At 64.1% G+C, this 16,922-nt stretch carries 18 protein-coding genes; 12 read left to right on the forward strand and 6 right to left on the reverse strand.

The window, feature by feature from the left end; genetic code table 11:
• Positions 1-42 precede the first annotated feature (42 nt).
• From G584_RS0104100 to G584_RS0104115, 4 genes are read left to right on the forward strand one after another with little or no spacing between them, the layout of a single operon-like run.
• Positions 43-771 (forward strand): Nif3-like dinuclear metal center hexameric protein, encoded by a 729-nt coding sequence (locus G584_RS0104100; RefSeq protein ID WP_028493476.1) that lies wholly within the window; start codon positions 43-45, stop codon positions 769-771.
• On the forward strand, positions 768-1,367 hold the full coding sequence (gene tmk / locus G584_RS0104105) for a dTMP kinase (RefSeq protein WP_028493477.1): 600 nt from the start codon (positions 768-770) through the stop codon (positions 1,365-1,367). Before G584_RS0104100 ends, tmk begins: the two co-directional genes overlap by 4 nt.
• 7 nt (positions 1,368-1,374) lie before the next feature.
• Positions 1,375-1,860, forward strand: a complete 486-nt coding sequence (locus G584_RS0104110) for a DUF192 domain-containing protein (protein WP_051209164.1) — start codon at positions 1,375-1,377, stop codon at positions 1,858-1,860.
• A gap of 1 nt (position 1,861) precedes the next feature.
• Positions 1,862-2,311: a DUF192 domain-containing protein gene (locus tag G584_RS0104115; RefSeq protein WP_028493479.1), complete on the forward strand. Its 450-nt coding sequence runs from the start codon at positions 1,862-1,864 to the stop codon at positions 2,309-2,311.
• A 66-nt stretch (positions 2,312-2,377) separates the two neighbouring features.
• Here the strand turns inward: G584_RS0104115 and G584_RS0104120 are convergent, their stop codons facing one another.
• Positions 2,378-2,611: an FmdB family zinc ribbon protein gene (locus G584_RS0104120; RefSeq protein ID WP_028493480.1), complete on the reverse strand. Its 234-nt coding sequence runs from the start codon at positions 2,609-2,611 to the stop codon at positions 2,378-2,380.
• A gap of 75 nt (positions 2,612-2,686) precedes the next feature.
• On the opposite strand from G584_RS0104120, the gene G584_RS0104125 reads away from it, so the two are divergent.
• Both G584_RS0104125 and G584_RS0104130 read left to right on the forward strand, forming a co-directional pair.
• Positions 2,687-3,208: a 5-formyltetrahydrofolate cyclo-ligase gene (locus G584_RS0104125; RefSeq protein WP_245563306.1), complete on the forward strand. Its 522-nt coding sequence runs from the start codon at positions 2,687-2,689 to the stop codon at positions 3,206-3,208.
• A 37-nt stretch (positions 3,209-3,245) separates the two neighbouring features.
• A complete protein-coding gene (locus G584_RS0104130) occupies positions 3,246-3,875 on the forward strand; it encodes an HAD family hydrolase (RefSeq protein ID WP_028493482.1) in 630 nt (209 codons plus the stop codon).
• On the opposite strand, the gene G584_RS0104135 is transcribed toward G584_RS0104130, so the two are convergent.
• The 3 genes from G584_RS0104135 to G584_RS0104145 all read right to left on the reverse strand — a co-directional run bounded on the left by G584_RS0104135 (position 3,851) and on the right by G584_RS0104145 (position 6,420).
• On the reverse strand, positions 3,851-5,272 hold the full coding sequence (locus G584_RS0104135) for an S-layer homology domain-containing protein (RefSeq protein WP_028493483.1): 1,422 nt from the start codon (positions 5,270-5,272) through the stop codon (positions 3,851-3,853). The genes G584_RS0104130 and G584_RS0104135 overlap by 25 nt on opposite strands.
• A 75-nt stretch (positions 5,273-5,347) precedes the next feature.
• Complete coding sequence (locus G584_RS0104140) at positions 5,348-5,875, reverse strand: type I phosphoribosyltransferase (protein ID WP_015718014.1); 528 nt, start codon at positions 5,873-5,875, stop codon at positions 5,348-5,350.
• A gap of 8 nt (positions 5,876-5,883) precedes the next feature.
• A complete protein-coding gene (locus G584_RS0104145; RefSeq protein ID WP_028493484.1) occupies positions 5,884-6,420 on the reverse strand; it encodes a phosphoribosyltransferase family protein in 537 nt (178 codons plus the stop codon).
• A 22-nt stretch (positions 6,421-6,442) separates the two neighbouring features.
• Here G584_RS0104145 and G584_RS0104150 point away from each other — a divergent pair, with 22 nt between their 5' ends.
• Both G584_RS0104150 and G584_RS0104155 read left to right on the forward strand, forming a co-directional pair.
• Entirely contained in the window at positions 6,443-6,871 is a 429-nt protein-coding gene (locus G584_RS0104150; protein ID WP_015718016.1) for a bifunctional nuclease family protein, read from the forward strand.
• Positions 6,871-7,638 carry a metallophosphoesterase gene (locus tag G584_RS0104155; RefSeq protein ID WP_028493485.1) on the forward strand — a complete coding sequence of 256 codons (768 nt, stop codon included), beginning with the start codon at positions 6,871-6,873 and terminating at the stop codon, positions 7,636-7,638. Before G584_RS0104150 ends, G584_RS0104155 begins: the two co-directional genes overlap by 1 nt.
• Here the strand turns inward: G584_RS0104155 and G584_RS0104160 are convergent.
• A complete protein-coding gene (locus G584_RS0104160) occupies positions 7,619-7,942 on the reverse strand; it encodes a histidine triad nucleotide-binding protein (protein WP_028493486.1) in 324 nt (107 codons plus the stop codon). The two genes, G584_RS0104155 and G584_RS0104160, sit on opposite strands and share 20 nt — an antisense overlap.
• 10 nt (positions 7,943-7,952) lie before the next feature.
• Positions 7,953-9,260 (reverse strand): MiaB/RimO family radical SAM methylthiotransferase, encoded by a 1,308-nt coding sequence (locus G584_RS0104165; protein WP_028493487.1) that lies wholly within the window; start codon positions 9,258-9,260, stop codon positions 7,953-7,955.
• 150 nt (positions 9,261-9,410) lie between these two features.
• Here G584_RS0104165 and G584_RS0104170 point away from each other — a divergent pair, with 150 nt between their 5' ends.
• The 4 genes from G584_RS0104170 (at position 9,411) to G584_RS0104185 (ending at position 16,914) form a co-directional block, all read left to right on the forward strand.
• Entirely contained in the window at positions 9,411-14,888 is a 5,478-nt protein-coding gene (locus G584_RS0104170) for an intein-containing adenosylcobalamin-dependent ribonucleoside-diphosphate reductase (protein ID WP_028493488.1), read from the forward strand.
• Positions 14,889-14,949: 61 nt separating this feature from the next.
• Positions 14,950-15,501, forward strand: a complete 552-nt coding sequence (locus G584_RS0104175) for a Uma2 family endonuclease (protein WP_028493489.1) — start codon at positions 14,950-14,952, stop codon at positions 15,499-15,501.
• Entirely contained in the window at positions 15,501-16,112 is a 612-nt protein-coding gene (locus G584_RS0104180; RefSeq protein WP_028493490.1) for a phosphoribosylanthranilate isomerase, read from the forward strand. The genes G584_RS0104175 and G584_RS0104180 overlap by 1 nt, the downstream gene beginning before the upstream one ends.
• Positions 16,113-16,119: 7 nt before the next feature.
• Positions 16,120-16,914 carry an inositol monophosphatase family protein gene (locus G584_RS0104185; protein ID WP_028493491.1) on the forward strand — a complete coding sequence of 265 codons (795 nt, stop codon included), beginning with the start codon at positions 16,120-16,122 and terminating at the stop codon, positions 16,912-16,914.
• Positions 16,915-16,922 lie beyond the last annotated feature (8 nt).

Here is a 16,922-nt window from a genome sequence, read left to right on the forward strand (position 1 = left end):
TTCGCCTGCCCCCAGGTCCGCCTTTCCGGTAAGCTGGGCGCCATGGACCGGGATGAGCTGGTGCGCTACTTGGACACGTACCTGCGCCTAAAGGACTTCCCCCAGGACCTCTCCTTAAACGGCCTGCAGGTGGAGGGAAAAAAGGAGGTGCGCAAGGTGGGGGCGGCGGTGGACGCCGCCGAGGCCATCTTCCAGAAGGCCCTCGAGGAGGGGGTGGACTTCCTCCTGGTCCACCACGGGCTTTTCTGGGGTAAACCCTTTCCCATCGTGGGCCACCACAAGCGCCGCCTGGAGCTCCTCTTCCAAGGGGGCATCAACCTCTACGCCGCCCACCTTCCCCTGGACGCCCACCCTGAGGTGGGCAACAACCACGAGCTGGCCCGGGCCCTAGGCCTGGTGGAGCTGGAGCCCTTCGACGTGGGGGTGAAAGGGCGCTTTCCCCTTCCCACTCCCTTGGTCCAGGTGGCGGACATGCTGGGCCAGCTCACCGGGATGCAGCCCTTGGTCCACCAAGGGGGCAAAGGCCTGGTGGAAACGGTGACCATCGTATCCGGCGGGGCGGCGAGCCTCATCGGCCAGGTGGACACGGACCTCTTCATCACCGGGGAACCCAAGCATAGCGTCTTCCACGAAACCTTCGAGCGGGGCCTAAACGTCATCTACGCCGGCCACTACGACACCGAGGTCTTCGGGGTCAAGGCCCTGGCCCAGCACCTGGAGGCCCGCTTCGGCCTGCCCTGGGTCTTCCTGGACCATCCCACGGGGCTATGAAGGGCTTCTTCCTCACCCTCGAGGGCCTGGACGGCTCGGGCAAAACCACCCAGGCCCGGCTCCTGGCCCAGTTCCTGGAGGAAAAGGGGATAAAAGTGCGCCTGACCCGGGAGCCCGGCGGGGGGCTTCCCGGGGTGCGGGACCTCCTTTTAAAGGGAGAAGCCCTTTCCCCGGAAGCCGAGTACCTCCTCTTCAGCGCCGACCGGGCGGAGCACGTGCGCAAGGTGATCCTTCCCGCCCTGGAGGAGGGCTTTTGGGTCATCTCCGACCGCTACCTGGACTCCAGCCTGGCCTACCAGGGTTATGGCCAAGGCCTTCCCCTTCCCTGGCTTAAGGAGGTGGCCAAGGAGGCCACCCTGGGCTTGAAACCCCACCTCACCTTCCTCCTGGACCTGCCCCCGGAGGAAGCCCTTAAGCGGGTATCGGCCCCGGACCGCCTGGAAAGGATGGGGCTACCCTTCTTCCAGCGGGTACGCCAAGGCTACCTAAAGCTGGCGGCAGCGGAGCCCGAGCGCTTCAGGGTGCTGGACGCTACCCGTCCTGTGGAGGAAGTCCAGGCCGCCATTCAAAGCGGCATCCTTCCCCTTCTGCCATAATGACCCTATGCGCTTTTTCCCTCCGGCCCGGCGGCGTGACCTCAGGATAGCCCTAGGCCTTGCCCTGGGGCTTTGGGCCTTAGGCCAGGGCCTTTCCTTTCCCAAAAGCACCCTCTTCGTGGAGCAAGGAGGCAAGCGCTACCTCCTGAGGGTGGAGGTGGCGGACACCCCCGAGCGCCAGGCCCAGGGCCTCATGTTCCGCAAAAGCCTGGGGGAGGATGAGGGCATGGTCTTCCTCTTTCCCACCCCCACGGCCGGGGGCTTCTGGATGAAAAACACCCTCATCCCCCTTTCCATCGCCTTCTTTGACCGTCAGGGGCAGATCCTCCGCATTCTGGATATGGAGCCCTGCCGCAAAGATCCCTGCCCCGTGTACTACCCGGGGGTGGTGTACCAAGGAGCCCTCGAGGTGAACCAAGGCTGGTTCCAAAGGCGGGGCCTCACCCCTGGGGCCAGGGTGGGGGGTGAGGCCCTGAAGCTCTGGCCCAAGTAAGGTGGAACGGAACCCCCTCTTCCCTCTGGTGGCCTTTGCCCTGCTGATCGCCCTTTCCGTCTTTTCCTTTATGGGCTACCTGCTCGCCGCCAGGAGGCTGCAAACCCCTCCTCCACCCCAAAAGGTGGTGGTGGAAACGGCCCATGGCCAAAGGGTGCTCCAGGCCCGTTTAGCCCGCACCCCGGAGGCCTGGAGCCGGGGCCTGGGGGTGCGGAAGGAGGAGCTCGAGGCCCTCCTTTACCTATTCCCCGAGGCCACCGACGCCTCCTTCAGCGCCCAGGGCTACCGCTTCCCCGTGGTGCTGGCCTTTCTGGACGCCCACGGCCGGGTGCTCAAGGTGGCTAGGCTCCAGCCTGGGGAAACCCACGCCCCGGGCCTCGCCTACCGGGGGGTACTGGAGGTACGGGAGGGGCTTTTAAACCTCTCCCCGGGGGACCGGGTGCGGTACTAGGCCCTCTCTCCGCAACCCCAAAGAAATAAAGACCCCGGGCCTGGCCCGGGGCGGGACCCTAAGGCTTCACTCCTTGTCCTTTTCCTTGGATTCCTCGCTTTCCGACTTGGAACTCGAGTCCTTCTTGGCGTAGTCCTTCACGTGCCAGCCCGAGCCCTTGAAGATGATAGCGGGAGGGGTGATGACCCGCTTCAAGGGCTCGCCGGTTTCCGGGTGCGCCTTGAGAGGCTCGTCGTGGAAGCCCTGTTCAAACTCGTAGTAGTTGCCTGTCTCCAGGCCCTTGTAGACGTAGACCGGCATACCTACCCTCCTGTCCGGCCATTTTGACACTCAGCCACCTTGAGTGTCAAGGGGGTGGAGTGGTACCCTCCCCCCGTGGACAAGCCCGCCTTGCGCCGGCACTGCCTTCGCCGCTGGCGAACCCTAGACCGAAAGCGCCTTTCCGAACAGGTGGTGGAGGCCCTGGTGCCCTGGCTTAAGGCCAGGGGCTTCCAGGCCATCCTCCTTTACCATCCCCTACCCCACGAGCTGGACCTCCTTTCCCTCACCCGGCTTTACCCCGCCCACTACTACCTGCCCAAGGTAGCCGACATAGGGCTTACGGTTCATCCCTTAGGCCCCTTGGCCCCCGGACCCTTCGGCCTCCTGGAACCCACCACCCAGGCGGTGGATCCCCAGGTTCTGGACCTGGTGGTGGTCCCCGGGTTGGCCTTTGATGAGGAGGGCTACCGCCTGGGGCACGGCAAGGGGTATTATGACCGCTTTCTGGCCACGGTCCGGGCCGAGAAGCTTGGGGTCATCCCCAAGGCCCTGCTGTTTCCCCGCCTTCCCCGGGATCCCTGGGACGTGCCGGTAAGCTCCTTGGCCACCGAGGAGGGGGTGCATCCGGTTAAATGACCCGTGGGTCAGGTCCGGGGGTGCTACACTTAGGCCCATGCGGGGAGCCCTTTTGGACCGGGACGGGGTTTTGCTCCTCGTGGACGAGGAAGCCCTTTATAAGAAGGCCCTAGAGCTTTCCATCCACGGGGCTGGCCTGGAAAAGACCCTGGCCGTTCTGGCCTGGGCGGTGCGGGAAGTCAACGAGGTGGTCCGCACCTTAAGGGTGCGCACCCTCGAGGAGGAAGCCACCTTTTGGAACACCCTGGTTCAAAAGGTGGCCGAGGAGCTTGGGCTTTCCGGCCCTGGGAAAACTTCCTTATCCAAGGAGCTCCACTCCTGGCGCTACTACCAATTCATGCGCAAAGCCCCTGGGGCGGAAGCCCTCCTTCGGAGCCTCAAAGAACAGGGGCTCAAAGTGGGCGTGCTCTCCAACACCTTGCCAAGCTTACGGGAAAGCCTGGCCTACCACGGTCTGGATGCCTACGTGGATGGCTTCTTCGCCTCCTGCGCTCTGGGGGTAGCCAAGCCTGACCCCACGGCGTTCCAGATGGCCCTCGAGGCCCTGGGCTTGGCTCCGGAGGAAACCCTCTACCTAGACGACGACCCGGAGAACGTGGAAGTAGCCCGCAGGCTGGGCCTGCGGGCTGAGGTGTATAGCCCCTACCAAAGGGTCGTGGGCAACTGAACCCGCACCAGCTTTCCGGCGGCTACCGTGAGGAGGCGGTCTGGAGCCTCAGCACCCAAACCCCAGGCTTCCGCAAGGGGGACCTCCGCCACCAGAACCTTAGCTACCGGTCGCACCGGCACGGGGCTCCGCTCCTCCAAGCCCCCTTCATCCCAGGCGCTGAAAGCAATGTCTTCCCCAGCATTCAAGTTAACCCGGTAGAGGCGGGCCTTCTGGCCAGAAGTCTCCAGAACCAGGAGGTTCTTGGCCTCCGGCCAGGCAATCCCCGCCACTTTAGCCCCTACCTCATCCAGAAGGTACACGTATTCCGCATAGAGGCCCACAGGGTTGGTGAGGAGGAGGACCAGTCGCACCGCCCGGCTAGGGCAGTCGCAAAGGGGCCTGGCGTTGGCAAGAAGCAGATAGTTCCCCGATGGATCCAAGGCCAGGTGGCCCTCTTTCATGTTCTTGAACACCGGTGGCAGGACGCCTTTGCCCCCAGGGGCACCTACGGGCACATACCGCTGCCGTCCATCCTCCAAGGCACCGGCTTCAAGAACCCACGGGGGAAGCACCGCCATGGCAGCGGAAGCAGCCCCAATCTCCTCCAACCCCCCGGGGGCTATTCGGTACACCTTCTCCTCCCCCAGCACCACGGTGCGGCCCAAGCTGGTACCCACCCAGCGGCCCGGCACCTCCATAACCTCCACCGGGGCAGGCCTCATCCCCGAAGCCCCACCCTCCCCAGCTGGCATGAGCCCGGCCGTGGAGTGCGGCGAGGAAGGAGCCGGCTGGGCCGCAGGCTGGGAGGAGGGCGAGGCCGGCTTGGTTAAACGGGAGCCCATCACACCATGCAAAGCCGCCAAGGCCCGGGCCAGCTGATAGCGGTTCACCTTTGCTTCCACACCAAACGAGCCATCGGGATTCGGATCCATTAGGCCCGTACCCAACACCTTCCGCACCGCAGATGCCGCCCAGTGGTTGGCCGGCACATCCCAGGGCAGAGGCGCCTCCTTGGCCAGGGAAAACCTGTCCAGGAGTTTGGCCAGCACCACCGCAAGCGCCCCCCGGGTCAGGGGCTCCGTTCCGCGGAAGGTACCGTCGGGATAACCCGTGATCAAACCCCAGGAAACCGCCAGAGCCAGGGGCTCCAAAGCCCAGTGCCCTTTAGGTACATCACGAAATTCCACCAACTGGGCTTCCACTCCCAAATCCTTCAGAACCCTCCCTAAGGCCGCGGCCAACTGATAGCGGTTCACAGGTTCTTGGCCACGAAAGGTACCGTCGGGATACCCCTGAAGCCAGCCAGCAGCCACCACCCGTTCCACCTGCTCCGCCAAAGGTCCTGGGGGAATATCGGAAAAGGCCGCCCAAGCCACGCCCATGAGGAAAAGAACCGTCGCCCCTACTCTCTTCATAAAGACCCCCCAACAGAACAGAAAATAAACAAGAGGCCTGGATCGTGTCCAGACCTCCCACGAATTCCAAGATCCCTATAGGACGGGAAGCTCAGCCACTGTCAGCACCTCCAAAGCAGGCGTACCCTGGCGGAAAGCGGCGATCCGTCCCACCACCCGTCCCCCCGCCCGGAGCACCATTCTCTCCATGGCCTTCATGGTTTCCCCGCTGGAAACCACATCGGATATCAGGGTCACCTTCTGGTTAAGAAGCTTTTCGGCGAAGCGCCGGTCCAGCCAGAGCACCTCCCCCACCCCCAGGGTCAGGGTCTGCACCTCCTGGATGATGGGATCCTCCATGTAGGGGCGGCGCCGCCTTCTTGCCACCACGTAGGGTAGGCCCATCTCCTCCGCAAGGACGTGGGTGAGGGGAATCGGGCTCGTTTCCGTGGTGAAAAGTACCTCGGTGCCCGCGGGCACCAAGGGCTTTAGGGCCTGGGCCGCCGCCCGCACCAGCTCGGGATCTCCCAAAAACTCCACCAGGGGGATGCGCCGCCCGGGCAAGGGCTCGATGAGGGGCACGTGGCGGGTGACGCCGCCGATGGTGATGGGATAGGTTTCCATAAAACCTCCTATTCCGGCTTAAAGAGGGGAAGGTGGCCTAGAGCGATGACATCCTGGCGGGGCGTGCCCTCGGTGAAGACCGCCAGCACCGCCACCACCTGACCCCCCACGCTCTCAATGAGCTCCCTGAGGCCCGAAAGGGTGGAACCCGTGGACACCACATCGTCCACGATGGCCACCTTGCGCCCCCGGATAAGGGGAATGTCCGCCCCATCCAGCACCAGAAGCTGGGGCTTACCCGTGGTGATGGAGAGCACCTGACGGCTCACGGGGTTGATCATGTAGGGCTTCTCCGTCTTCCGAGCCACCACATAGGGCTTCTTGGCAATCCGGGAAAGGGCATGGGCCAAGGGTACCGCCTTGACCTCAGGGGTGACCAGGGTTTCCACCTCAGGGGGAAGACGCTTGGCCAGTTCCTCGGCGGCGGCCTCGGTGAGCTCGGTGTCCCCCAGAAGGTTTAGAAGGGCCACGGCCACATCCGGCCCCACCCGAACGATAGGAAGCTCACGCCGAACCCCAGCGATCTCCACAGGGTAAGTCCTCACGCCGCTAGTCTATACTCAAGATATGCTGAACGCCAAGATCGAGACCCTGGGCGTGGACCCCCAGAACGGGAGCGTGGTGGTCCTGCTCAGGACGGAGAACGACAAGCTTCTCCCCATCGTCATCGGTCCCCTCGAGGCCCACCACATCGTGGTGGCCTTGCAAGGCGAAAAACCCCCGCGCCCCCTTACCCCCGACCTCCTCCTCTCCGTGATGGAAATGCTCCAGGGGAAACTCCTGCGTGTGGAGATCATCGACCTGCGGGACGGCACCTTCTATGCCCGGCTCATCCTGGAACACCGGGGGATAGAGCTGGAGGTGGACGCAAGGCCCTCCGACGCCATGGCCCTGGCCCTTAGGGCCGGGGCCCCCATCCTGGTGGCCGAGGAGGTGGTGGAAAAAGCGGGGGTGGAGGAAGCCAGCCTAAAGCCCCACGGAGCCGCTGAGGCCTAGTGCGCAGGCTCCTTTTCCTCCTTCTTTTCCTTGGACTGGCCTTTGGCCAGCGGGTGGCGGTCCTAGGGGATTGGGGGCAGGACACCCCGGGCCGGACCCAGGTGGCTAACCTGCTTCGGACCGAGCACGCCCGCAAGCCCCTGGCCGCCCTCTTCACCGCGGGGGACAACTTCTATCCCCGGGGGCTGGTGGTGGAGCGATACCTAAAGGAGCTTCCGCCCGTACCCCTCTACCCCGCCTTTGGCAACCACGATGCCCCAAGCCTTAAGGAGCAACTCCAGCGCTTCCGCCTGGAGAAGCCCTATTATGCGGTGCGCTTAGGAGCGGTGGAGGTCTTTGTCCTTTACACGGAAGGCGACCTGAGGGCCCAGCGGAGTTGGCTGGCCGGGGCCCTCAAGCATAGCCAAAGCCCCTGGCGGGTGGTGATCCTCCACCGCCCCCTTTACTCCTCAGGGCTCCACGGGGGAAGCCCGAGCCTAAGGAGCCTCCTCGAGCCCCTTCTACGCCAGCACCGGGTACCCTTGGTCCTGGCGGGCCACGACCACCACTACGAGCGCCTTCAGGTGGGCTTCACCACCCACCTGGTGGTGGGCGGAGGGGGGGCCAACCTCTACCCCACCAAGCCCCCTTCCCCCTACACCCAGGCTCTGGCGGTAGCCCACCATGCCCTTTTCCTGGAGGCGGAAGGGGAAACCCTGGTGGGTTACGCCCTGGACCCTAGCGGCCAGGTGCTGGACCGATTCACCCTCAAGAAGGACTCCCCATGATGTGCACGTGCACGTGGAAGACCTCCTGTCCTCCCTTCTCCCCCACGTGCACCTGGACCTTATACCCCTCGAGGCCCAGGACCCGGGCCACCCGGTTTGCGGTGCGGAAAAGGGCCCCGAGCTTCCTCTCTCCTTCCTCCGTGTCGGGGTAGTCGGAAAGCTTCGCTATGTGTTCCTTGGGCACCACCAGCACGTGCACCGGGGCCCTGGGCCTTATGTCGTGGAAGGCCACAAAGCCCTCATCCTCGTAGACTCTCCTGGAGGGAAGCTCCCCAGCGATGATGCGACAGAACACGCACTCCATGCGAAAAAGTCTACCTTATGGGGAGTTCCAAGGGAAGCGAGGCTTCCTGCTGCACCCTTTCCACCCGACCCAAAAGGGTGTATCCCTCCACCCCCTCCACCCGCGCCAAAACCGTATCCCCCGGCCGGGCAGAACCGGAAAGGCGGGCCTCGTAGTAGTCGGGGGTATGGCCGAGGGCAAGGCCCCCTTGGATCCTCTCCACCAAAACCTCCACCTGGCTTCCCAGCTTGGGTCTAATGCGCTCCTCCGCAAGACGCTGGGCCAGGGCGATAATCTCCTTGGTGCGCCGCTTGCGCACCTCCGGCGGCACCTGGGGCATGGAGGCCGCCCGGGTCTTGGGACGGGGGGTATAGGTGAAGGCGTGGACCCGGGTGGGCCTAAGCTCCTCCAGAAAAGCCAGGGTTTCCTGGTGCTCCTCCTCGGTTTCCGTGGGAAGCCCGGCGATGACATCCGTGGTGAGGGCAAAGCCGGGGATGAGCTCGTAGGCCCTCTGCACCAGGTTGCGGTAATAAGCCTTGTCGTAGCGGCGGCCCATGAGCCTTAGGAGGCGGTCCGAACCCGTCTGCAGGGAAAGGTGCAGGTGGGGCCTGATCCCCGGGGCATACCGGGCGATGACCCTAAGGAGATCCTCCCCCGTGTCCTCGGGTTCGATGGAGGAAAGCCGCACCTTGGCCCCCAGGTGGTAGAGGTCCTCCACCAGACCGGCAAGGCCCTTGGGGTGGCCCCGGTAACTTCCAAGCCGCACCCCCGTGAGCACGATCTCCTTTATGCCCATCCTCAGAAGGGCCTCCGCCTCCGCCAAAGCATCCCGGTAATCCCGGTGCCGTTCCTTGCCCCTTAGCCGGGGGATGATGCAGTAGGCGCAGCCCACCTGGCAGCCATCCTGCACCTTCAAAAAAGCCCGGACCCGGCTATTGAGAAGCCCCCTTTCCCCCGCCCCCCAGAACTCGTTGGGGGGGGTGGTGATGGGATCCGAGGGAAGGCCAAAATGCTCCAGGATCACCTTGGGAAGCTCCGCCTTGCGGGAGTTGGGCACCACGGCGTCGGCACCCAGCTCCCGCACCTCCTCTGGGGAAAGCTCGGCGTAGCACCCCGTGACCACGATGAAGGCCCTTGGATTGGCCCGCCTGGCCCGGCGGATCTCCTTGCGGGCATCGGCCTCGGCGGTGGTGGTCACGGCGCAGGTGTTGATGACCACCAGGTCGGCCCCTTCCTCAAGGGGGACCACCTCCGGTTCCAGGACCTTGAGGAAACCCAGAAGGGCCTCGGTTTCCACCTGGTTCACCTTGCACCCGAGGGTGCGGAAAGCCGCGCGCATCCTTTTCATTCTGGTAGCCTAAGGAAACCAAGTCAACAACCGAGGCAGAGTGTGATCCTCCCCACTTGCCGGGAAACCCTAAAGGTTGTAGTATTCCAAGCGTCTACCCCAAGATGTGGGGGAAACTCCCCGAAGGGGTCTGGAGGATTTATGGAACGGTATTTCTTTGACGATCACGCGCAAGCCATCGCCAGGCGCCAGTATTTCCAAGAAGGGGACGGGGATATCCTCGGTATGTTCCGCCGGGTGGCCCGGGAGATCGCCAAGGTGGAAAAACCCGAGGACCGGGCCTATTGGGAGGAAAAGTTCTATGACCTCATGGCCTCCAAGCGCTTCTCCCCCGGCGGGCGCATCCTGGCCGGGGCAGGCACCCCCCACGGCAACCTCCTGAACTGCTTCGTGCAGGGAGCCACCCAGTACCCACCGGAAAGCTTTGATGGGATCATGGAGGTGGCCAAGAAACTGGCCCTGGTCACCAAGGTGGGCGGGGGAAACGGGGTCAACCTGGACCCCTACCGCTCCAAGGGGAACCGCCAGCGCCGGGCGGTGCGGGGCGTGGCCTATCTCTCCGCCCGCCACCCCGATGCGGCCGATTTCATCCGGGGCCTCATGCGCCCCCCCACCAACCCGGAAGGGGAAAAGGTGGAGATCGCCCTGAAGAACTTTGTGCGGGCGATCTACGGGGAGGTTTCCCCCGAGCTCAGGGCCCTGGCGGAACGCTATGGGGTCCTGGTGGTCCAGGAACCCCCTCCCGGGGCCATCCAGGTACCCGACGACATGGGGGGCATTGTGGAAGCCGCCAAGGAGGCAACCGCCCTGGCCCTGAAGGGCCTCGAGCCCCACGTGGACTTCTCCCTCCTTCGGCCTGAGGGAGCCCCCATCCGGGGCTCCGGGGGTACCAGCTCCGGTCCGGTGAGCTTCCTTATGGAGATCTTCGACAACTTCCTGGAGTGGGCTGCCCTGGGAGGGGAGGAAGCCGGGCCCGTGGCCACCTTACGGTATGTGTACGCCCCGGTGCTCCGGGTGGTGAGGCAGGGGGGATGCCTACACCCCGACACTTTGGTACACACCGACCGGGGAACCCTCCGGCTTCGGGAAATCGTGGACCCCTTCCGTAAGGGTTGGCAACGCCACACCCTAAGCGTGGCCACGGACCAGGGATGGCGCTTTAGCCCCGAAGGATACAACAACGGGATTGCTCCCACACTACGGATCGTTCTGGAAAACGGCCTCGAGGTCCAGGGTACCCCCAACCACAAGCTCAAGGTCCTACGGGAGGACGGCAGCCGGGAGTGGGTAGAGTTGCAGCACCTAAAGCCGGGGGACTGGGTTATTTGGGTTCTGGACGAGCACACAGGTACCCCGGTTCAGTTGGCCCCTTTGGATGAGCCCCTTCACCCCAATGCCACCCCCATCCGCACGCCTCACCTGCTGACAGAGGAGCTGGCCTTTCTCCTGGGTTTCCTGTGGGGAGAAGGGTTTGTCAGCGGGGACCGCATAGGCCTTTCCGTACATGAGGACGAACCCATGCGGGAAGAGGCCAAACGGCTCTTCCGAGAACTCTTTGGCCTGGAGCTTCGGGAGGAAAGCAAATCCCGGGACAAGAGCGTGACCCTGGTGGTGCGGAGCGCTCCTCTTGTGGCTTGGCTCCGTAAAAACGGCCTCCTCAAAGGGAAAGCACGGGAGCTCGAGGTCCCTAGGGCCATTCGCCAAAGCCCTAGGCCTGTTCTGGGAGCCTTTCTGCGCGGGCTCTTTGAAGCAGACGGCTCCATAGCCGCCGGCTACCCCATGCTCACCACCGCTTCTCGGCGCTTAGCCCAGGACGTTATGGTCCTACTGGGCGGTCTGGGCATCCCTTCCAAGCTCATGCGTTACAACCCCTTGCCTGGACGCTTCTCCAAGGCCGAGCACTACCGGGTGCGGGTGGTGACCGCCAAGGGACTCGAGCGCTATCTGGAACGGGTGGGTATCCCCCAGGGATCCCGCTTCGAAGCCCTTTTAGCCACGAAACCCGACACGCGCAGGGAATCCAGCTGGCCCCTTCCTCATGTCAAAGGTTTGCTGGGATCTCTTCTTGAGGCTACGCAGGCTGGCAGAAAAGGGTACCCCTCGCCCCACACCGCCTTACGCAAAGACCTCCTTCGTTACATGCGGGGGGAAAGGCAGCTTACCGCCACGGGATACACCCTGGTCCTGGAGAAAGCCCACCACGCGGGCCTGTCTGCCCCAGAGTTTGAGTTCAAAGAGTACTACGTCCGGGTAGCCTCCGTTGAGGAAGGGGGCTCCATCCTTACCCTAGACCTATCCGTGGAGGACAACCACACCTACCTGGCAAACGGACTGGTCAGCCATAACACCCGCCGTGGGGCGGGGATGGCTACCCTTTCCATAGAGCACCCCGACCTCCTGGACTTCCTTACCGCCAAGGACCTGGACCGGGAAAAGGCCGAGGGGGATATCTCCACCTTCAACATCTCCGTCCTGGTCACCGAAGCCTTCATGAAGGCCCTCGAGGAGGACGCCCTCTGGCCCGTGACCCCCATTGAGGTGCCGGGAAAGTACTACCCCCATCCCCTAGGAAGCACCTACACGGGCCAGATCCCTGCCCTGCCGGAGCGGGAGGATGGGGCCAAACCCGTCCCCCTTTTCGGGGGCAAGGTTCCCGCCCGCTGGCTCTGGCACGAGATCGCCTGGCACGCCTGGGCCACCGGGGAGCCAGGGCTTATCTTCGTGGACCGCATCAACGAACTTTCCGCCCTCAAGGGCCTCGGGCCCAGGTACCAGATCCGCTCCACCAACCCCTGCTTTGTGGGTAGCACCCGTATCCCCACGGAGTACGGCCTGGTGCCCATTGAAGAACTGGCCCAGAAGGGAAGCTTCTTCCTGGTCACCGATAACCGGGCTCCCTTCGGGGGCTTGGGCAGACCTAGGCCGGGAATGGGCACCACGGTGCGCCGGGCCGCTAAGGCCTTCTTCACCGGAGTGAAGCCTGTGGTGCGCCTCACCACCCGGGAGGGCCTCGAGGTCACCCTTACCCCGGACCACAAGGTCCTAACCCCTGAGGGGTACCGGGAAGCAGGTAGCCTCAAGCCCGGGGACCGCATCCTGGTGCAAAGCGGGGAAGGCCTCTTCCCAAAGGAGGAACTCCTCCCTGCCGCTGTCCTAGCCGTGGCCCAAGCCCGGGTGGCTACCGCGGGAAGCCGAGGAAGCAGGGGACGCCAGGACGTGCAGGCCCAATACGCCAACCTTCCCACCCGGTGGAGCCGGGAGCTAGGGGTAGCCCTGGGATGGCTTTTGGGTGATGGTTACCTTCGGGAAGATGGGGTAGGCTTCTACTTCTCCCGGCAGGACTTTGAACATGTTTCCTGGCTCCCTACCCTTCTAAGGGATTGGTTCGGTGGGGGAAGCCTCCAAGAAACAGCCTCTTCCACCTATCACCTCCATTTCAACCGGATCCCCTCCGAGTTCTTCCAGGCCCTAGGGGTAAAACCCGCCAAGGCCACGGAGAAGCGGGTCCCCGAAAGCCTCTTCCGGGCACCCCGCGAGGCCGTGGTGGGGTTTCTCCAAGGCCTTTTCAGCGCCGATGGCTCGGTGCAGATCAACCCCCACAAAAAGGACGCCACCATCCGCTTGGCCTCCTCGAGCCTGGGTCTTTTAAAAGATGTTCAGCTCCTTCTCCTCAACCTGGGCATCTATGGGAAGATCTACAAGCGCCGCGAGGCTGGACTCAAGGCCTTGCCTAACAGCCAGCGAAAGCTCACGCTCTACCCGGTGGCTGCCCAGTACGAGCTCATTCTCGGGGCGGAAAACCTGGACTATTTTGCCGAGGTGGTGGGTTTCCTGCAAAAGGAGAAGCAGGAAAAACTCATGGCTTTCCTGAAGGATCGCCCACGGGGTAGCTACGCAAAACCCTTCTTGGCCACGGTGGACAGGGTGGAGCCCGCTGGGGAAGCCCCCGTGTACGACCTCACCGAGCCGGTCACCCACAGCCTCATCGCCGGAGGCCTGGTCTGCCACAACTGCGGGGAGATCCCCCTCACCGTGGGCGAGCCCTGCGATCTTGGGGCCTTGAACCTGGCCGCCTACGTGAAGGACGGGGAGTTCCAGATGGAGGAGTTCAGGAGGGATGTCCACACAGCCATCCGCTTCCTGGACAACGTTCTGGACGTGAACAGGTTCGCCCTCCCCGATAACGAGGAGGCGGCCAAGAAGCTCAGGAGGCTTGGCCTCGGGGTCATGGGCCTGGCGGACGCCCTCATCAAGATGGGCCTCCCCTACTCCTCCGAGGAGGCCAGGGAGAAGGTCTACGAGATCATGTCCGCCATGCGGGAGGAGGCCATCAAGGCCTCGGAGGCCCTCGCAAAGGAAAGGGGGGTCTTCCCCCTCTACGAGGCGCACCGGGAGTACTTTGAAGCTCTGGGGATCAGGCCCAGGCGCAACGTGGCCCTCCTCACCGTGGCCCCCACGGGCACCACCAGCATGCTCATGGGGGTTAGTAGCGGCATCGAGCCCGTCTTCAGCCCCTTCGTGTGGCGGAGGATCGGCGGGGAGTACAAGCCCCTCCTCCACCCCCTCTTCGTGGAGCTGATGGAGGCCTACCCACCCCATCCCGATTACGAGAAGGACGGAAAGTGGGACTGGGAGAAGATCATCGCCGCCATCCAGGAGGACGGGCACGGCTCGGTCAAGAACCTTCCCTTCGTCCCCGAGGCGATCCGCCGGGTCTTCGAGTGCGCCCACGACATCCATCCCCTGGACCACGTGCGCATGCAAGGAGCCGTACAGCGGGCCTTCGACGCCGAAGGGTACGCCGGAAACTCCCTCTCCAAGACCATCAACCTGCCCAACCACGCTACCGTGGAGGAGGTGGAGGCCGCTTATCTGGAGGCCTACCGCACGGGGTGCAAGGGCATCACCGTCTACCGGGATGGCTCCCGGGAGTTCCAGGTGCTCACGGTGAGGAAAGAGGAAAAGGCGGCGAAGGAGGAAGGTCCTTCGGCTACCCACCCTACCCCCCAGGCCCCCTCGCCAGCGCCTCAACCGGGCACCCCCATGTACGAGCGCCCAAGCAGGCTCATGGGCTTTACCGACATGGTCAAGCTCCTCTCCCCCGACGGGGGCAAACGGAGCTTCCTGGTCACGGTGAACATGCTGGGGGGAAGGCCTATAGAGGTCATCCTCACCTCGGGCAAGGCAGGGGACGAGGCCAACGCCGACTCCGAGGCCCTGGGCCGGGTGGTTTCCATCGCCCTCCAGTACGGGGTGCCCCCGGAGGCCATCGTGAGGACCCTCAGGGGCATCAACGGCGGTCTTTACGGCACCTACCAGGGCAGGCTGGTTTCCAGCAAGGCGGACCTGATCGCCGTGGCCCTGGAAACCATCCCTGAGGTCCTGAAGGGGGAGGCCACCGCTGCCCCCAAGGCAGCCCCTGGCCAGCCCCGTGGGGGCTACCTTGACGAGTTGACCGAGGTACCCGCTCTCTCTGGCGGTTCGCTCGGGGTATGGGGGCCCCAAGGCGGCCTGGCCCTGGCGGGAGCCACCAAGTGCCCCTCCTGCGGGGAGGTGGCCCTGGTGCGGGAGGAAGGATGCTACAAGTGCCAGGCCTGCGGCTACTCCAAGTGCGGTTAGACCTCAGGTAAGGGTGTCCAGGCCCCACCAGGGCGGCTGGTGGGGCCCTTAAACTAAGGGCATGGTCCAGCCCCGGCGCTTCACCCGCGAGGAGTACCACCGCCTCCTGGAAGCCGGCGTGATTCAGGAGGACGAACGGGTGGAGCTCATAGAAGGTACCGTGGTGGAGATGGGCCCCATAGGAAACCAGCATACGGCCGTGGTGAAAAGGCTCAACGCCCTCTTCCACCAAACCCTAGCCGGCCAGGCCCTGGTGGGAGTACAGGGCCCCATTCGGCTTTCCCCCCTCTCCGAACCCCAGCCCGACCTGGTTCTCCTAAGGCCCCGCCCCGACTTCTACGCCCAGGACCACCCCGGTCCGGAGGACATTGTTCTTCTAGTGGAGGTGGCCGAGGCTTCCCTAGGCTATGACCGCCAGGTAAAACTTCCCCTGTATGCCCAGGCAGGGATTCCTGAGGTGTGGCTGGTGAACCTCGGGGAAAGGAGGGTAGAGGTTTATCGGAATCCCCTGGGAGGGGGCTACCAGGAGATGCGGGAGCTAGGCCCTGAGGATACCCTATCCCCCATGGCCTTCCCCCAGGTTGCCCTGAAGGTAAGGGAGCTTCTGCCTTGATCCGCATCAAGATCTGCGGCATCACCCGGCTGGAGGACGCCCTTCTGGCGGAAGCCCTGGGAGCCTTCGCCGTGGGATTCGTCTTTGCGCCGGGCTCCAGAAGGCGGGTAGATCTCGAGGTGGCCCGGACCATCTCGGAGGCTTTGGGTCCCTTTGTGGTTCGGGTGGGGGTCTTCCAGAACCAAGGCCCCGAGGAGGTGCTGAGGCTTGCGGAACAGGCCAGGCTCCAGGTGGTCCAGCTCCATGGCCAGGAGCCCCCGGAGTGGGCGGAGGCCATCGGCAAGCACTTTCCCGTCATCAAGGCCTTTCCCCTAACCGGTCCTGCGGATCCCGGCTGGGCCCAGTACCCCGCAGGCGCCCTTCTGCTGGACGGCAAGGCTCCAGGAAGCGGCCAAACCTACCCCAGGGACTGGGCCAAGCCCCTTTTGCAAACGGGAAAGCGCATCATCCTGGCCGGTGGGATAACCCCCGAAAACCTGGAGGAGGTTCTGGCCCTGAGGCCCTACGCCATCGACCTGGCCAGCGGGGTGGAAAGGGCCCCGGGGATAAAGGACGAGACCAAGCTAAAAGCCCTTTTCGCTAAGGGAAGGGTCTGGAATCCCGGCGTATGATGGGGAAGTGATTGGCAGGAAGCATCCCTACTTCCCCTACCTCGAGGCCATGCTGGAAGCCGCCCACCTGGCCAAGGGCATCCACGCCTATTACCAGGCCAAGGGCTTCACCCACGGAACCAAGTCCGGCCCCACCGACCTGGTTACCCAGGCGGACCGGGAGTCGGAGGAAGCCATCAAGGAACTTCTCCTCTCCCGCTTCCCCGAGGCGGGCTTCTTGGGGGAAGAGGGGGGAAGCGAGGGGGACAAGGCCCTCCGCTTCATCGTGGACCCCTTGGACGGCACCGTGAACTACGCCCATGGCTTTCCCTTCTATGGGGTTTCCCTTGCCCTCGAGGTGGAAGGGAAGATCCAGGTGGGGGTGGTGCTGGACACCAGCCGGGACGAGGCCTTTTACGCGGTACGGGGGGAAGGCGCCTTCCTAAACGGCCGGCCCATCCGGGTCACGGAGCGGAAGGAGCTTTTGGGAAGCCTCCTCGCCACGGGGTTTCCCTACGATGTGGCCAAGGACCCGGAAAACCTCACCTACTTTCACCGGGCCCTGTCCAGGGGACTCCTGGTGCGCCGGCCGGGGGCGGCGGCCTTGGACCTGGTGTATGTGGCCGCCGGGAGGCTGGAGGGCTTCTGGGAGGTGAAGCTGAACCCCTGGGACGTGGCCGCAGGCTGGCTCATCGTGGAGGAGGCGGGGGGCAAGGTCACCGACCTGGAAGGAAGGCCCTACCGCCTTGGGCACCGCTACATCGTGGCCACCAACGGCCACATCCATGAGGCCCTCATCCAGACCCTCCTGGCCCAGGGCTAGAATGGAAA

Source organism: Thermus antranikianii DSM 12462 (assembly GCF_000423905.1).
Lineage (GTDB): Bacteria > Deinococcota > Deinococci > Deinococcales > Thermaceae > Thermus > Thermus antranikianii.

Bases quoted from the DNA above. Each gene is read 5' to 3' on its own strand.
- G584_RS0104175 (WP_028493489.1), top strand. From the start codon at position 14,950: ATGGTCCAGCCCCGGCGCTTCACCCGCGAGGAGTACCACCGCCTCCTG.
- G584_RS0104110 (WP_051209164.1), top strand. From the start codon at position 1,375: ATGCGCTTTTTCCCTCCGGCCCGGCGGCGTGACCTCAGGATAGCCCTA.
- G584_RS0104120 (WP_028493480.1), bottom strand. From the start codon at position 2,611: ATGCCGGTCTACGTCTACAAGGGCCTGGAGACAGGCAACTACTACGAG.
- G584_RS0104135 (WP_028493483.1), bottom strand. From the start codon at position 5,272: ATGAAGAGAGTAGGGGCGACGGTTCTTTTCCTCATGGGCGTGGCTTGG.
- G584_RS0104170 (WP_028493488.1), top strand. From the start codon at position 9,411: ATGGAACGGTATTTCTTTGACGATCACGCGCAAGCCATCGCCAGGCGC.
- G584_RS0104160 (WP_028493486.1), bottom strand. From the start codon at position 7,942: ATGGAGTGCGTGTTCTGTCGCATCATCGCTGGGGAGCTTCCCTCCAGG.
- G584_RS0104130 (WP_028493482.1), top strand. From the start codon at position 3,246: ATGCGGGGAGCCCTTTTGGACCGGGACGGGGTTTTGCTCCTCGTGGAC.
- G584_RS0104165 (WP_028493487.1), bottom strand. From the start codon at position 9,260: ATGCGCGCGGCTTTCCGCACCCTCGGGTGCAAGGTGAACCAGGTGGAA.
- G584_RS0104100 (WP_028493476.1), top strand. From the start codon at position 43: ATGGACCGGGATGAGCTGGTGCGCTACTTGGACACGTACCTGCGCCTA.
- tmk (WP_028493477.1), top strand. From the start codon at position 768: ATGAAGGGCTTCTTCCTCACCCTCGAGGGCCTGGACGGCTCGGGCAAA.
- G584_RS0104140 (WP_015718014.1), bottom strand. From the start codon at position 5,875: ATGGAAACCTATCCCATCACCATCGGCGGCGTCACCCGCCACGTGCCC.
- G584_RS0104150 (WP_015718016.1), top strand. From the start codon at position 6,443: ATGCTGAACGCCAAGATCGAGACCCTGGGCGTGGACCCCCAGAACGGG.